General features: G+C 72.4%; 12 protein-coding genes. 7 read left to right on the top strand and 5 right to left on the bottom strand.

Features of this window, described 5'->3' with window-relative positions:
* Nucleotides 1-533: 533 nt before the first annotated feature.
* Together WMF24_RS17160 and WMF24_RS17165 are read right to left on the bottom strand one after the other, a co-directional pair.
* The gene (locus WMF24_RS17160; RefSeq protein ID WP_437737490.1) at nucleotides 534-1907 is read right to left on the bottom strand and encodes a sigma-54-dependent transcriptional regulator; all 1374 of its coding nucleotides are present in this window, start codon (nucleotides 1905-1907) and stop codon (nucleotides 534-536) included.
* Complete coding sequence (locus tag WMF24_RS17165) at nucleotides 1904-3415, bottom strand: sensor histidine kinase (RefSeq protein WP_437737491.1); 1512 nt, start codon at nucleotides 3413-3415, stop codon at nucleotides 1904-1906. Before WMF24_RS17165 ends, WMF24_RS17160 begins: the two co-directional genes overlap by 4 nt.
* Nucleotides 3416-3719: 304 nt before the next feature.
* On the opposite strand from WMF24_RS17165, the gene gspC reads away from it, so the two are divergent.
* Nucleotides 3720-4685, top strand: a complete 966-nt coding sequence (gspC, locus tag WMF24_RS17170; RefSeq protein WP_437737492.1) for a type II secretion system protein GspC — start codon at nucleotides 3720-3722, stop codon at nucleotides 4683-4685.
* A gap of 18 nt (nucleotides 4686-4703) precedes the next feature.
* Here gspC and WMF24_RS17175 read toward each other — a convergent pair whose 3' ends face one another.
* Complete coding sequence (locus tag WMF24_RS17175; protein WP_437737493.1) at nucleotides 4704-5162, bottom strand: hypothetical protein; 459 nt, start codon at nucleotides 5160-5162, stop codon at nucleotides 4704-4706.
* A gap of 263 nt (nucleotides 5163-5425) precedes the next feature.
* Between WMF24_RS17175 and WMF24_RS17180 the strand changes: the two genes are divergently transcribed.
* The 5 genes from WMF24_RS17180 (at nucleotide 5426) to WMF24_RS17200 (ending at nucleotide 10462) form a co-directional block, all read left to right on the top strand.
* Nucleotides 5426-5563, top strand: a complete 138-nt coding sequence (locus tag WMF24_RS17180) for a hypothetical protein (RefSeq protein WP_437737494.1) — start codon at nucleotides 5426-5428, stop codon at nucleotides 5561-5563.
* A gap of 37 nt (nucleotides 5564-5600) precedes the next feature.
* A complete protein-coding gene (gene pqqB, locus WMF24_RS17185) occupies nucleotides 5601-6518 on the top strand; it encodes a pyrroloquinoline quinone biosynthesis protein PqqB (protein ID WP_437737495.1) in 918 nt (305 codons plus the stop codon).
* Nucleotides 6515-7216: a pyrroloquinoline-quinone synthase PqqC gene (gene pqqC, locus WMF24_RS17190; RefSeq protein ID WP_437737496.1), complete on the top strand. Its 702-nt coding sequence runs from the start codon at nucleotides 6515-6517 to the stop codon at nucleotides 7214-7216. The genes pqqB and pqqC overlap by 4 nt, the downstream gene beginning before the upstream one ends.
* A gap of 1 nt (nucleotide 7217) precedes the next feature.
* Complete coding sequence (gene pqqE / locus WMF24_RS17195; RefSeq protein WP_437737497.1) at nucleotides 7218-8858, top strand: pyrroloquinoline quinone biosynthesis protein PqqE; 1641 nt, start codon at nucleotides 7218-7220, stop codon at nucleotides 8856-8858.
* 137 nt (nucleotides 8859-8995) lie between these two features.
* Nucleotides 8996-10462, top strand: a complete 1467-nt coding sequence (locus WMF24_RS17200; RefSeq protein WP_437737498.1) for an MFS transporter — start codon at nucleotides 8996-8998, stop codon at nucleotides 10460-10462.
* Nucleotides 10463-10513: 51 nt separating this feature from the next.
* Here the strand turns inward: WMF24_RS17200 and WMF24_RS17205 are convergent, their stop codons facing one another.
* Complete coding sequence (locus WMF24_RS17205) at nucleotides 10514-11659, bottom strand: formylglycine-generating enzyme family protein (protein WP_437737499.1); 1146 nt, start codon at nucleotides 11657-11659, stop codon at nucleotides 10514-10516.
* A 429-nt stretch (nucleotides 11660-12088) separates the two neighbouring features.
* Between WMF24_RS17205 and WMF24_RS17210 the strand changes: the two genes are divergently transcribed.
* Nucleotides 12089-12517 (top strand): CBS domain-containing protein, encoded by a 429-nt coding sequence (locus tag WMF24_RS17210; protein WP_437737500.1) that lies wholly within the window; start codon nucleotides 12089-12091, stop codon nucleotides 12515-12517.
* A gap of 273 nt (nucleotides 12518-12790) precedes the next feature.
* On the opposite strand, the gene WMF24_RS17215 is transcribed toward WMF24_RS17210, so the two are convergent.
* Entirely contained in the window at nucleotides 12791-14176 is a 1386-nt protein-coding gene (locus tag WMF24_RS17215) for an alginate lyase family protein (RefSeq protein ID WP_437737501.1), read from the bottom strand.
* Between the last annotated feature and the right edge of the window lie 245 nt (nucleotides 14177-14421).

Below are 14421 nucleotides of genomic sequence, written 5' to 3' on the forward strand. Positions count from 1 at the left end.
CCTGAATCGGTTGCAGACGCGTGCAGCGCCGGCGCGCTGCTCGGGTCGCGCCGGCGCGGCTGGGCGCTCCCGAGAGGAATGGACGTCGCGCGCCCGCGCTGCGCGGTCACGCTCACCCCACCCGGTCCCCGCCGCCGAGGGCCGATCTCGTGATCTCCCGTGATCGCCGCCGCGGCCTGGGCGAAGCGCTATGTCCGGCGCTCCGTCAGCCGGGGAGAACACGCTCTCGCCGCGTGACGAGAGCGTGGCAGTCCATGGCCGCTCGTTGCCACAGTATGGATACCGGGCACGCGCAGCGTCAAGCCGAGGTGGACACCGGGATCGAAGGGGGGAATCGGTCCGTCGCTGAAGGTATGCTGTGCCAGGAACGAATTCGCGCGCCTCCGGCAGCGGGGTGCGTTCCGCACGCAGCGCGCTGCGTGACCGCGCGTGGCTCGCTTCCAGGGAGTCGATGTCCGCGCGCGATCTTGAGCTCCTCCGCCTGCAAGGGGGTCACCGGACCGCCGGCGCGCACCCTCCCGCTCGCCGCTCCCTCACGCCCCCTCGTCCCCCTCGCTCCCCCCGCCGAACCACCGCTGCAGCGTCCGCCGGTCGACGCCGAGCAGCGACGCGGCCCGCTGCTTCTTGCCGCCCACGCGCCGCAGGACGATCTGCGCGTACTCGCGCTGGAGCTCGTCGATCGTCATCATCCGATCCGCCGCGGCCTCGAGGAACTCCGGCGCCTCCCGCCGGGCGCGCACGCCCTCGGGCAGGTCGTCCGGGGAGATCCGCCCGCCGTCGCAGAGCGCCGCCGCCCGCTCTATCGCGTTCTCCAGCTCGCGCACGTTGCCCGGCCAGTCGTACGCGAGCAGGCGCTTCACCGCCGCCCCCGAGAACCCGGCGATCGGCTTGCCCGCGCGCTCCGCCGCGCGCGCGAGGAAGTGCTCGGCCAGCGGCAGGATGTCGTCCGTCCGGTGCTTCAGCGGCGGGATCGCGATCTCGATCACCGCGAGCCGGTAGAAGAGGTCCTCGCGGAACGCGCGCTCCGCCACCGCCGCGCGCAGATCGCGGTTCGTCGCCGCGATGACGCGCACGTCCACGGGCTCCGACGACACCGAGCCCACGGGGCGGACCTCCCGCTCCTGGAGCGCGCGCAGGAGCTTCGCCTGGAGCGGCAGCGCGAGCTCGCTCACCTCGTCGAGGAACAGCGTCCCGCCGTCCGCCTCCTGGAACATCCCGGGCCTGTCGCTCCGCGCGTCGGTGTATGCGCCCTTGCGCACCCCGAACAGCTCCGCCTCGATGAGCGCCTCCGGGATCGCCGCGCAGTTGACCGCCACGAACTTCCGCCCGCGGCGCCGGCTCTCGCCGTGCAGCGCCCGCGCCACGAGCTCCTTGCCGCTCCCGCTCGGCCCGCTCACGAGCACCGTCGCGGGGTTGTCGGCCACGCGCCGCACGAGCGCGATCACCTCCTCGATCGCCCGGCTGCGCCCGATCATCCCCGCGATCGAGAACCGCTGCGCCACCTCCGAGCGGAGCGCGGTCAGCTCGACCGTCATCGCCCGCTGCTCCAGCGCGAGCTCCATGCGCAGCGCCAGGTCCGCGGGCTGGAACGGCTTCGGCAGGTAGTCGAACGCGCCGGCGCGCATGGCGCGGACCGCCGTGTCGATCGAGCCGAACGCCGTCATCGCGATGATCGCCGTGCGCGGGTCGAAGCGCGCGATCTGCTCGATGAGCTCGATCCCGTCCATCTCGGGCATGCGCACGTCGGTCACCACGAGGTCGAACCCCCGCTCCTCGATCAGCGGCAGCGCGAGCAGCGGGGTCGTCAGGGTCACCGGGTCGTGGCCCATGTCGCGGGCGATGTCGGCCACGAGCTTCACCATCTCGAGCTCGTCGTCGACGACGAGCACCTTCGCGCGGCCGCTCACGCCCGCGCCTCCGCGCCGCGCGCGCCGAGCGGCGAGGCGGCGCCGCGCGGCAGGTTCACGCGGAAGCAGGCGCCGCCGTGGTCCGTGCGGACGAGCTCGACCGAGCCGCCCGCCTCGCGCACGATCCCCTCGACGATCGCGAGGCCGAGCCCGGTGCCGCCGCGATCGCCCCGCGACGTGAAGAACGCCTCGAAGATGTGCTCGGCGACGCCCGGGGGGACACCCGGCCCGCGATCCTCGATCTCGATCGCCGCCTTGCGGGCGTCGACCTTCCGCAGCCGCACCGCGATCTCGCCCCCGCGCGGCTGCGCCTGCGCCGCGTTCAGGCACAGGTTGAACACCACCTGGAACAGGTGGTCCGCGTCGAGCACCACCTGGAGCGGCGCCCCGTCGTCCTCGATCCGGGTCGTGATCCCGCGCTGCCGGCACTCCGGCCCGAGGAACGCGAGCACCTCGCGCGCGACCTGGGCCACGTCGCTGCCGCGGCCGAGGAGCCTCGGCGGCCGGGCGACCGAGAGGAGCCGCGCCACGACGCGCGAGATGCGCTCGGACTGCGTCGCGATCGTCTCCAGCTCGCCGCGCGTGGCGTCGGACCACCCCGGCTGGTCGGCGAGGCGGCGGGCGCGCGCCAGGATGACGTTGAGCGGCGAGCCGATCTCGTGGCCGATCGACGCGACCACCTGCCCGACGGCCGACAGCGCGTGCGCCTGCTGCAGCTTGCGCTCGACGGCCGCCCGCGCGGCCTGCTCCTGCTCCAGGTGGGCGCGCGCCTCGGCGAGCGAGGCGGTCATCGCGTTGAACGCCCGCGCGAGCCGCCGGAGCTCCTCGGCGCCCGCCTCGGGCACGGTCACCCCGAGCTCCCCGCGCGCCACGCGCTCGACGCCCGCCACGATCGCGCCCGCCGGGCGCCCGACCGTCGCCCGGCTCGCGAACGCCGCGATCAGCGCGGTGGCGGCGAGCAGCGCGGCCCCGGCGAGCGCGAGGCCGCGGTTCGAGCTCTGCGCGAACGCGTCGAGGTAGCGCAGATCCCGCACGATCACGGCGACGACCGACAGCCCCCGCTGCGAGAACGTGACCGTGCGGACGAGCGCCGGCCCGCCGCCGAGCGCCTGCTCCTCCTCGATCTCGGCGCCGGTCGCGAGCGCCCTGCGCGCGAGCGCCGCGAGCTCGGCCGCCTCGCCCGCGATCGGGTCCGTCACGAGGATCGGCCCCCCGCGCTCGTCGAACGCCGCGATCCCGAGGATGCGCTCGGCCTGCGCGAGCCGCTCGATGCGATGCTTGAGCAGCTCGACCTGGCCGCGCTCCACGGCCCCGCCGATCGCCGCCTCGACGAGGCTCGCGTGGTGGCGCAGCTCGGCCGTCGCCTGGCTGCGGAGGAACTGGTGCCGCGTCGTGTGGATCACCGCCCCGTAGAGCGTCACCGCCAGGACGATCGGCACGAGCAGCATGAGCCAGAGCCGGAGCGTCAGCCCCATGGTGCTCCGTCCTTCATGGTTCGCCGTGCTCATGCGATCCATTGTCCCAGATGCGACACGATGTCGCACTCCATCGGCCCCCCCGGGGATCGTCGTGGTCGCTCGGATCGGATCGGCGGCCGCGCATGTCCCGGCACCGGCGCTCTCTTCATGGAGCGGCGTGGCAGCAACTCCCAAGCCACCTGGGCACGGATGCTGCTCCCACCTGGGGAGACGGCGGAGACAGGTCGCTCTCTGCGCGGCGAGCGAGGCGATGAACGCGCTGTGCGCGCATCCAGGGCGTCCGCCGCGGGGCGCGGAGGCGCCCGCGTCGCGCGTGAAGGCACTCCCACGGGACATGACGGTGATTCCGGAACTCCTCATCAAGCGATGTTTCCCGGCGCTCCTCGGCGGGATGATCATGACGGCGGCGTATCATCAGGCGCGCGGGATCTCGTTCCTCGTGGAGGAGGTGTTGACCACCGATCTTCCGAGCTCGCGGCCGCCGCTCGCGGCGCCGCCGCGCCCCGTGGATCCCGGCGATCACGCGACGAGCGCGGCGGCCATCATCGCGCGGAACCCGTTCGACTCGGTGACGGGGCCGCTCACGCCGAGGCCCGTGGAAGAGGGGGAGGGGGACGACGACGACGTCGCGCTCGGAGATCCGCTGCTCGACCCGGTCTGCGAGGGCGCGCGCGTCCTGTTGATCGCCGCCTCGGAGGACCCTTCCTGGTCGTTCGCCACCATCGCCGTGGGGCGCGGGGAGCCGCTCCTGCGCCGGGCGGGCGATCCCGTGGAGGGCCGCTCGGTGCTGGCGATCGGCTGGGATCGCGTGTGGCTCGCGGAGCCGGGGGCGCGCTGCCAGGTCCGCATCGGCGACAACCGCCTCGCGCCGGCCCCGGCGCGGGCGAAGGCGAAGGCGCCGGCGCAGAGCCCCGCGCCGAGGCCGCCGCGGCGCGGCGCGCTCCCGCCGGAGATCGCGTCGAAGATCCGGAAGGTGAGCGATCGCGAGTTCATCGTCGACAGGTCGGCGATCGAGCTGGTCCTGGAGAAGCAGGGCGAGCTCATGCGCTCCGCGCGCATCGTGCCCGCGAGGGAAGGAGAGCGGGTGATCGGCGTCCGCCTCGCGCGCGTCACGCCGGGCTCGCTGCTGCCCGCGCTCGGCCTGCGCAGCGGGGACACGATCCGCTCGATCAACGGGTTCGACATGACCGACCCGCAGAGCGCGCTCCAGGCCTACGCCCGGCTGCGCTCCGCGGACAACATCGCGATCGCGCTCCAGCGGGGCGGGAAGGACATGACCATCGACGTCCGGATCCAGTGAGCCCGCGTGAGAGGGCCGTCACAGGTCCATGACCTCGACCTGATCCGATCCGGACGCGCCCTCCGTGATGCGCAGCAGACCGTCGACGAGGTGGCCGAACACGTCGTCGAGGCTGTCGCCCCACGGCATGCCGAGCAGCGGCACCGAGTCGCCCCAGTCGCGGACGAGCATCGTCTCGCGCTCCTCCGGGGGCGGCCAGCTCAGGCTGATGACGGCGCGCGTCCGGCCGCTGATCGCCAGCGCGTCGATGGGCCGGCCCGCGAGCGCGGCCTGCGCGCGCCGGAGCTCGTCGTGGAGCTTGCGCGCCGGGAGCATCACGCGCTGCCCGCCGAGCGCCCCGGCCGCGCCGTGGATCGCCGAGAACGCCTCGCCGGGCCTCCCGTCCTCGAGGTGGTGCTGGATGCTGTCGCGCAGCAGCGCGTAGACGATCCAGCGCTGCTCGATCCACCCCTTCGGTCCCGAGAAAGACAGGCTCATGCGAGAATTCCTAGCGCGCTGATCGTTTGAGATCAAAGTGATTGTTGCGCACACTCTCCGCCTCCGGGTGGTCTCACCGCACCTCGGGATCGCCCCGAGGGCGGCGCCGGTCGGGGCGATCCGGATGCGTTCTGTCTGCACTTCGGGCTTGACGTTGGCCGTCTGGTGCAGAATCTCGTATTGCCAGGTTGTGAAGCGGCGAACCGCCGCCGGCGTTCGAGCCGGCGGCGACCGCCGCGACATGGCGAGATCAGGAGGACCCGATGAGCTACGAGAAGCCCGAGTTTGTCGAGATCAAGATGGATGCGGAGATCGGCTCGTACCAGAGCGATTTCGATCCCATCAACTTCACGCGCCCGGCTCCGGCGGAGCGCGTCGAGGCCGCGGGGGAGGCGGAGTAGGGGCGCCGGGCAGGAGCACCGGAGAGAGAGCACCGGAATGCGCCTCTGCGTCCTGGGTTCGTCTGCGGGCGGCGGTCTCCCGCAATGGAACTGTGCCTGCTCGAACTGCGTCGAGGCGCGCCGCGGCTCGCCGCGCGTCCGGCCTCGGACCCAGGACGCGCTCGCGCTCGAGGCGGGCGACGGCCGCTGGTTCCTCGTCAACGCGTCCCCCGACGTCCACCGCCAGATCGAGGCCTTCCCGCCGCTGCAGCCGCGGGCGGGCCGCGCGACGCCCATCGCGGGGGTGATCCTCACGAACGGGGATCTCGACCACGCGCTGGGCCTCTTCTCGCTTCGCGAGAACACGCCGCTCGCGATCTACGCGACCGAGCCGGTGTGGCGGGGCCTCGCGGAGGGCAACACGATCTTCCGCACGCTCCAGCGCTTTCCCGGGCAGACCGTGTGGCGGCGCCTCGAGCTGGAGCAGCCGACGGAGCTCGCCGGGCCGGACGGCGCGCCCACCGGGGTGACGGTGACCCCTGTCGCGCTGCCCGGCAAGGTGCCGAAGCACCTGGAGGGCCTCGCGCCGCCGTCGCCGGAGGACAACATCGGCCTCTGGGTCCGGGACGCCGCGAGCGGGCGCCTCGCCGCCATCGCGACGGCGGTTGGCGCTGCGGGCGACTACGTGTCGCGCCTCGACGGCGCGGACGTGTGCTTCTTCGACGGCACCTTCTGGTCGAGCGACGAGCTCGTGCGGCTCGGCCTCGGCAAGGCGCGCGCGGAGGACATGGCGCACCTGCCCATCGGCGGCGACGGCGGGAGCCTCTCGCTCCTCGCGGGCGCCTCGGCGCGGCGGAAGATCTACACGCACATCAACAACACGAACCCGATCCTCGTCGAGGGCTCGCCCGAGCGGCGGGCCGTCGAGGCCGCGGGCTGGGAGGTGGCCGAGGACGGCCTCCTGATCGACCTATGAACGACGAGCCGCTCTCGCGGGATGCGTTCGTCGCGCGGCTGCGCGACGAGGGCGCCCGGCGCTACCACGACAACCACGCGTTCCACCAGCGGATGCACCGCGGCGAGCTCTCGCGCCGCCAGATCCAGGGCTGGGTGCTGAACCGCTACTATTACCAGACGCGGATCCCGATCAAGGACGCGCTGATCCTCTCGAAGAGCGAGGATCCGGCGTTCCGGCGGCTGTGGATCCACCGCATCGTCGATCACGACGGCGCGCGCGAGGGCGAGGGCGGGCTGTCGCTGTGGCTGCGGCTGGCGGAGGGCGTGGGGCTCGACCGCGGCGAGGTCGCGGGGCTGACGCGGGTGCTCCCCGCGGTGCGGTTCGCCTGCGACGCGTACGTGACGCTCGTGCGCGAGCGGAGCCTGCTCGAGGCGGTGGCCTCGTCGCTGACGGAGTTCTTCGCGCCGGATCTCATGTCCCGGCGGGTCGTCGCGTGGGAGCAGCACTATCCCTGGGTCGACCAGGGGACGCTCGATTATTTCCGCAGCCGGGTGACGCGCGCCCGGGCGGACTCGACCGAGGCGATCGACTACGTGACGTCGCGGGCGACGACGCGCGCCGCGCAGGAGGCGTGCATCGCGGCGCTCATCACGAAGTGCGACATCCTCTGGGCGATGCTCGACGCCATCGCGGCGGCCTACGGCCCCGAGGCGTGAGATGACGCTCGCGTCCGGCGATCGGCTGGCCCTCGCGAGCAAGGCGCGGCTCGTGCGGGATCGCGCCTCGGGCCGCGAGATCCTGCTCTATCCGGAGCGTGGCCTCGCGCTGAACCCGGTCGCCGCGGCGGTCGCGGCGCGGCTCGACGGCACGCGGACCGTGGCGGAGATCGCCGCGGAGATCGCGGCGGCGTTCGCGGCGGCGCCGCCGGGCGAGGTGGAGCGCGACGTGATGGCGTTCCTGGAGCAGCTCGCCGCGCGCGGGCTGCTCGAGCGGCGGGACGCGAGGGCGGCCGGGGAGGGGGCGCAGGCGGCCGGGGATGGCGCGCGGGCGGCCGGCGATGTAGCGGCGCAGGCCGACGGCGACGCCGCCGCGCGCGGCCCGGCGGCCGGGGATGTAGCGGCGCAGGCCGACGGCGACGCCGCCGCGCGCGGCCCGGCGACCGGGGATGTAGCGGCGCAGGCCGACGGCGACGCCGCCGCGCGCGGCCCGGCGACCGGGGGCGAGCTCGCCGCCGCGGCCGCCCAGGTGCCGGGCGCCGGCGCCGCGGCGGACGCTGCGGAGCACCGCCCGTACACGCTGATCGCGGAGCTCACCTACCGCTGCCCGCTGCGGTGCCCGTACTGCTCGAACCCCATGGAGCGCGCGGGCGCCGCCGGCGAGCTCTCGACGGAGGACTGGTGCCGCGTCTTCGCCGAGGCGGCCGAGCTCGGTGTCATGCAGGTCCACCTCACGGGGGGCGAGCCGCTCGCCCGGCGCGACCTCGAGGTGCTCGTCCGCCGCGCGCGGGAGCTCGGGCTGTACACGAACCTCATCACCTCCGGCGTCCCGCTCGCGCGCGAGCGCCTTGCCGCGCTGCGGGCGGCAGGGGTCGACAATGTCCAGCTCAGCGTCCAGGACGCCGAGGCGGAGCGCGCCGACCGCATCGCGGGCTACGCGGCCTTCGATCACAAGCTCGACGTGGCCAGGTGGGTCAAGGCCGAGGGCCTGCCGCTCACGGTCAACGTGGTGCTGCACCGCGCGAACATCGAGAACGTCCCGGCGATCATCGCGTTCGCCGAGCGGCTCGGGGCCGACCGGCTCGAGCTCGCGAACACGCAGTACCTCGGCTGGGCGCTCGCGAACCGCGAGGCGCTCCTGCCGAGGCGGGACCAGCTCGAGCGCGCGTTCGCCATCGCCTCGGCGGAGCGCCAGCGGCTGCTCGGCCGGATGGAGATGGTCTTCGTCACGCCGGACTACTACGCCGCCTGGCCGCGGGCGTGCATGGACGGCTGGGCGCGCCGCTACCTGCACGTCGCGCCGGACGGCCTCGTGCTGCCCTGCCACGCGGCGCACACGATCCCGGGCCTTCGCTTCGAGAGCGTGCGCGACCGGCCGCTCGCCTGGATCTGGCGCGAGGCGCCGGGCATGAACCGCTTCCGCGGCGACGCGTGGATGCCCGAGCCCTGCCAGGGGTGCGATCGCCGCGGGGTCGACTTCGGCGGCTGCCGCTGCCAGGCCTACCACCTCACCGGCGACGCCGCCGCGACGGACCCGGCCTGCGCGCTCGCGCCGGCGCACGGGATCGTCGAGGAGGCGCGGCTCCGTGCGGGCGCGGCGAAGGCCGAGCCTCGCTATCTCTACCGCAGCATGCCCCGTTGAGCCCCCCTGCCTCCAGCGACCCCGCACCCGGGTTGAGCCCCTCCGGACCCGGGTTGAGCCCCTCCGGACCCGGGTTGAGCCCTTCCGGACCCGGGTTGAGCCCCTCCGGACCCGGGTTGAGCCCCGCCGGACCCGGGTTGAGCCCCTCCGGACCCGGGTCGACCGCCCCCGCGCCAAGGCCGTACGCCGTGCTCGGCGTCGTCGCCGTCGGCACCCTGATGTCCGCGCTCGGCGGCAGCCTCATCAACGTCGCGGTGCCGCTCGTCCGCCGGGATCTCGGCGTCGACATCGGCGCCGCGAGCTGGGTGCTCGCCGCCTACTCGCTCTCCGTGAGCGCGCTGCTCCTGCCGTTCGGCCGGCTCGGCGATCGCCACGGCAAGGGGCGCGTGTACACTGCGGGGTTCGTCGTGTTCGGCGTCGGGTCGGCGCTCTCCGCGCTCGCGCCAACGCTGGCGTCGCTCATCGCGGCGCGCGCCCTCCAGGGCGCCGGGGCGGCCATGCTGATGGCGAACGGCCCGGCGCTCACGACCGCCGCGTTCCCGCCGTCGCAGCGCGGCCGCGCGCTCGGCATGCAGGCGACCGCGACGTACCTGGGCCTCTCCCTGGGGCCGTCGATCGGCGGCTGGCTCGCGCAGGGCGCCGGCTGGCACGCGGTCTTCTGGATCAACGTGCCGATCGCGCTCGCGGGCGCGCTCCTCGCCCGGTCGCTCGTCTGGCGCGGAGCGCCCGGCGGCGCGGCGGCGGCGCGGCCCGCGCAGGACCCGCGCGCGCGGCCGTTCCCCTGGGCGAGCGCGCTCCTCTTCGGCGCGGCGCTGAGCGCGCTCCTGGTCGCCCTCACGCGCGGGCAGCGGTGGGGGTACCTGAGCCCCTGGGTCGTCGGCCTCCTCGCGGTCGGCGCGGTCCTCGCCGCGGCCTTCGTGCGGGCAGAGCGGCGGAGCCCAGCGCCCCTGCTCTCGGCCTCGCTCCTTGCGCAGCCGGTGCTCGTGACCGGGCTCGCCGCCGCCTTTCTCCAGTACGGGGCGGCGTACATGATGCTGTTCCTGCTGCCGTTCTACCTGCAGGGCCCGCTCGCGATGAGCGCGTCGGACGCGGGCCTCGTGATGACGGTCCAGCCGGCGGTGATGGCGGCGACCACCGCCGCGAGCGGCTGGCTCTCGGACCGCGTCGGCGCGCGCGGGCCGGCGCTCGCGGGCATGACGGCGCTCGCGGTGGGCCTCGTGCGCCTGGCCACGCTCGGCCCCGACCCCGGGCGCGCGAGCCTGCTCGCCGCGCTCGCGCTGGTGGGGCTCGGCTCGGGGCTGTTCACCGCGCCGAACAACAGCCGCATCATGGGCGCGGCGCCGCGCGATCAGCAGGGCACCGCGGCGGGCCTGCTCGCCGAGGCGCGCAACGTGGGCATGCTGTGCGGCGTGGCCGCGGCCGGGGTGATCTTCGCGGCGCTCGGCGGCGGGCGGCCCGGCGAGGCGGCGGGGGGTGAGGCGTTCGGCGCGGCGTTCCAGGGGACGATGCTCGCGGCGGCGGCGCTCGCGGTCGTGGGGGCGGTCGTGACGGCGGCGGGAGCGTCCCCGCGCGCGGGAGCGGCGCCGGCGAGGCCGCCGCGGTAGCCGCGACCGGAACGGTCTCCTCGTGACAGGCGTGCCCGCCTTGGCTCGTATCTACGGTGTCCTCGCGCACCGGACCCCGACGTTGCTGATGTGGTGCGAAGGATCATCGCGTTCGCGATTGAACGAGAGCAGGTATGACGCAAGGTTGCTGTAGGCCCCGCCCCGGCACACCCGCAACGAGCCTTCGGTCAAGTTTGCACATCTATTGCACTCTCTCGGATATTCTGCATATCGATCCAGGGCCCATTCAAACATACTTCCGGCCAGGTCCGCGTGTCCCCACTTCGCGTCGCCCTTCGGCGACCTGGACCCAACCGGTTGGATGTCACTGAACGCACAGGCGGCGGCTGCAGATCCGTCTGCTGTGCAGTGATATACCGCATAACTGCTGTCGATCCTCTCGTCGACGGCCGAGCTCGACCATGGGTATGGCTGCTGTTCGGCCCCGCCCGCTGCCGCGTAGTGCCACTCTGCCTCCGTCGCCAGTCTGCCACCGTCCCACGCGCAAAACGCAAACGCCTCGTACCAGTTCAGACAGTTTATCGGCAGTCGCTCGCCGTCGCCCGCCACGTCCGTCCATGTCTGGCGTGGCGAATTGCACTTCAGCGCAGCTCTCAGCGCTGCCGCTGTCGCTGGCAGATTGACGTCCCAATCAGCATTCCACCCGCTCCCTTCAATGAGCGGATGCGCGCCGGCTCCCGCCGCAGGACGACCTTCTGGATACGCCTCCAAGAACCGCCGGAATCGACCCACCGTCACTTCGAACCGATCCAATACGAATCCGTTCACCGTCGCCGGAAGATCGGTCTCGTTTTCCCGACGGGTGAAGCTCCCTCCTGGCACCGCCGCGCTTGCGCAGCAGCTCTCATTGCCCGCTGGGCCGCAGGTCTCCGCCAGTCCAACGCAGCTTGGAGGCACACAATCCCCTCCGTCGCATGCGGGCGCTGCCGCAGGACACGGCGCTTCGTTCTCCCACTGGCCCAGGTCATTGCATCGCTGGGGCCTGTTGTCCGAACACCGCCGATCGTCCGGTACACACGCGCCAGCCGGGTGGCGACCGGCGCCTCCTCCGCCCGAGGGGTCGCGCTGTACGTCATGAATTCCGAGAACGGCGTCGCAGCCGGCCGCCAGGCATGCGGCGAGCGCGAAGCCAATGCGGACGGGCGACACCAAACGTTGCTCCTGAGGTGCGGTCATGGCCCCCACACTATGGCAGCAGTCTCAGCGTTACACCTGTGGCGGCGATCCACGGTGAGCGACGAGCTTCGTGCGTTGTTGACGGACTCCAGTCGCAGCATGCGACATGGAGCATGCGTCGCCGCGCAGCGCGGGCCGCCCGGCGGCGTGCTGCGGGGGATGGTCGCGATCTGCAGCGCCTCCGGGGCCGCGGCTGTCGGAACGCTGCCGCGCGACCGCCGTTGCATGGACCGTGGATCCGGACCCGCGTTGCGGCCGCTTGCTGCGCGGCGGGTCCAGCGATCAAAGACCAGGACGCAAACGAGCTCGACAGGGCGCCTCGCCCGCGTCATGGCCCGCTATTTGCTGCGACTCCGGGAAGGGACGATGGGCGTCCCGAGCACATCCTGAGTGCGGTTCAGGCAGCGATTCCAGCCAGGAGGAGAGACCATGAACTGCTCCGAGCTCATGAAGACCGACGTGGCTTGCTGCAAGGCGAGCGAGCCCGTCGAGAAGATCGCCGAGCTGATGCAGGCGCGGAACATCGGCTTCGTTCCGGTCTGTGGTGACGACGGTACCGTCGTCGGGACCCTCACCGATCGAGACCTCGCGATCCGCGTGCTCGCCCAGCACCGGAGCGCCTCGTCGACGCGGGCAGGCGACATCATGACCCGAGAGGTCGTCTGCTGCGGGCCGGATGAGGATCTGAGCGTGGCCGAGCGCCTCATGAGCGCTCACAAGAAGTCGAGGATCATCTGCGTCGACGGCCAGAAGCACCCCGTCGGGGTCATCAGCCTCTCCGACCTCGCCGCCAGGGATGGCGGGGGGAGCTCGTCGGGGCTGCTGAGCTCCATCTCCGAGCGGGAGGCGCGCGCCTAGAGCAACAACCGGGTTGAACCCGCCTGAAACGAGCAGAACGTCGAACCGCCAAGACGTCAAGGACGCCAAGACATTGTCTTCTTCTTGGCGTCTTTGGCGTCTTGGCGGTTCATTTCTCGCTGCCTCATCGTCGTTGTTCTAGCGGCCCGGCCTCACGACACGACGGCGCGTCGGCCCGGAGCCGCCCCGGTCGGGGCCGGGGCCGCCTCGGCAGGGGGCCGGGCGCCGCGCGAGCCGAGGGGGCCCTGGTCTCCGGGCCGGGGTCCTCGTGCGCTACGGGTACCCCGCGCTGCCGGTGTCGCCGTGGGTCAGCGCCTCCCAGGTGATCTGCACGTTGGTCACGTCCCTGAAATTGCCGGACTGCCCCCGGATGCGGTCGCGCACCTTCCGGCTCTCGGGCATCGTCTGGCCCTCGCGTCCAACGTAGTGATTGTAGACGAGCTCCCATATGGGGACGTCCTTGGCCTTCAGCTTGCCACCGCACAACGAGGACTCTACCGCCAGCTCGATGTCGGTAGCCGACGGAGACCGGTTCAGGAGCTCCGCCACGTACTCGAAGGACGCCTTGATCCGCTGCTCTTGCTCTCCGTAGAGATCGATGCCCTGGAGCCCCGCCGTCTCTGCCGCGTAGACGGTCGAGGCGAGCCCCATCTGCGTGTGCGGCAGGTCGCGGCACGTCTCCTGCGTGTGGCCAGATCGCCCACTGAAAGCGGACTGGCCGTACCAGAGCTCGATCAGCTTGGCGTCGGTGCTGTACCCCGGCGGGCGCTTCGGCAGCCGGCCGTCGCTCGCCAGGTAAACGTTGTAGGGCACGCGCTCGCGCCACATGGCGACGCCGTGATCGAACAGCGCGCGGTCATCATTGTAAATACCGATGTTGATCATCCCGTCCGCCATCGACAGGTTCCAGTTCGCCTGGTAGCCCCATCCGTCGTAGATCTTGGGGACGAGGACGTCGTTGAGCATCCGCCCGAACCGCGCGGCCTCGCTCTCCGGCCAGCCAGCGCCGGCGTGGCGGAGGATCTCGGCCGAGCGCGGGAACAGCTCCGCGAGCCAGGCGGCCTGCAGCGGGCCGTTGTTCTGACCGGGATCGGTGCGAACCTTGGCCGGATCGAAGACGATCTCCCTCAAGGTCGACGACCAGGCGTTCAGGATGGAGATGGCGCTGTCGGCGTACGCCTGGTTCCCGGTGTAATACCAGATCAGGGTTTGCGTGTACGCCGCGACGGCGTCGTCGCGCGACGCGGTGCAGCCCTGATCGAGCGGGTTCGATCCGTTGCCGCACTTCATCACCGCGATCGGCTGCGGCGTGTACGGGAGCCGCCCGTACCTGGTGGCCTTGGCCTTGTCGAAGTCGCCCTTCCAGGGCTGCTTTCCAGCAGCGATCTTGGCCTTCACGAAGTCGAGCTGCCCGCGCGACACGAGGACACCGGGATGCCTGAAGGCCGGAGCGCCGTCGGAGTCCGCCGTCGCGGCGCTCGTGTCACCGTCGCCGCTCTCGACCGCCGCGTCGCCGTCGGGGGCCGACTCAGCAGCCCTGTCGAGCGAGCTCCCGCACTCCTCCCCCTCGCAGGCGCCCTCCGACGCGGTCTCCGTCGGGGCCAGGCACGCACCGGAAGCAGCCATGATGGCGAGCAATGGAATCATAAGGTAACGCATGAAGTGAGTATACGGGCAGCTCGGCTCGACGCCAGACGAATACACGCGCTTCATGCTTCTTCACTGCGCTTGCAGCATAAAGTTTTCGCGTTTGCCTGGTGTCGTGTTCGCGTTGGCTACGCCGGCATCTTCGCGAGCACAGGCGCGCCTCCTCACCTACACACACGAAGTCCGGAGAGCCGTCGGTTCCGCTCCTCTCCTCGATGCGAGCCCCGGATACAGCACCATTTCCGCCTTGAGCCGCT

The organism is Sorangium sp. So ce1335 (assembly GCF_051521615.1).
Classification (GTDB): Bacteria; Myxococcota_A; Polyangia; order Polyangiales; family Polyangiaceae; genus Sorangium.

What these genes read in the sequence shown, in the direction of transcription:
- WMF24_RS17165 (WP_437737491.1), bottom strand. Translation starts at nt 3,415, where the DNA reads ATGAGCACGGCGAACCATGAAGGACGGAGCACCATGGGGCTGACGCTC.
- gspC (WP_437737492.1), top strand. Translation starts at nt 3,720, where the DNA reads ATGACGGTGATTCCGGAACTCCTCATCAAGCGATGTTTCCCGGCGCTC.
- WMF24_RS17175 (WP_437737493.1), bottom strand. Translation starts at nt 5,162, where the DNA reads ATGAGCCTGTCTTTCTCGGGACCGAAGGGGTGGATCGAGCAGCGCTGG.
- WMF24_RS17180 (WP_437737494.1), top strand. Translation starts at nt 5,426, where the DNA reads ATGAGCTACGAGAAGCCCGAGTTTGTCGAGATCAAGATGGATGCGGAG.
- pqqB (WP_437737495.1), top strand. Translation starts at nt 5,601, where the DNA reads ATGCGCCTCTGCGTCCTGGGTTCGTCTGCGGGCGGCGGTCTCCCGCAA.
- pqqC (WP_437737496.1), top strand. Translation starts at nt 6,515, where the DNA reads ATGAACGACGAGCCGCTCTCGCGGGATGCGTTCGTCGCGCGGCTGCGC.
- pqqE (WP_437737497.1), top strand. Translation starts at nt 7,218, where the DNA reads ATGACGCTCGCGTCCGGCGATCGGCTGGCCCTCGCGAGCAAGGCGCGG.
- WMF24_RS17205 (WP_437737499.1), bottom strand. Translation starts at nt 11,659, where the DNA reads ATGACCGCACCTCAGGAGCAACGTTTGGTGTCGCCCGTCCGCATTGGC.
- WMF24_RS17210 (WP_437737500.1), top strand. Translation starts at nt 12,089, where the DNA reads ATGAACTGCTCCGAGCTCATGAAGACCGACGTGGCTTGCTGCAAGGCG.
- WMF24_RS17215 (WP_437737501.1), bottom strand. Translation starts at nt 14,176, where the DNA reads ATGCGTTACCTTATGATTCCATTGCTCGCCATCATGGCTGCTTCCGGT.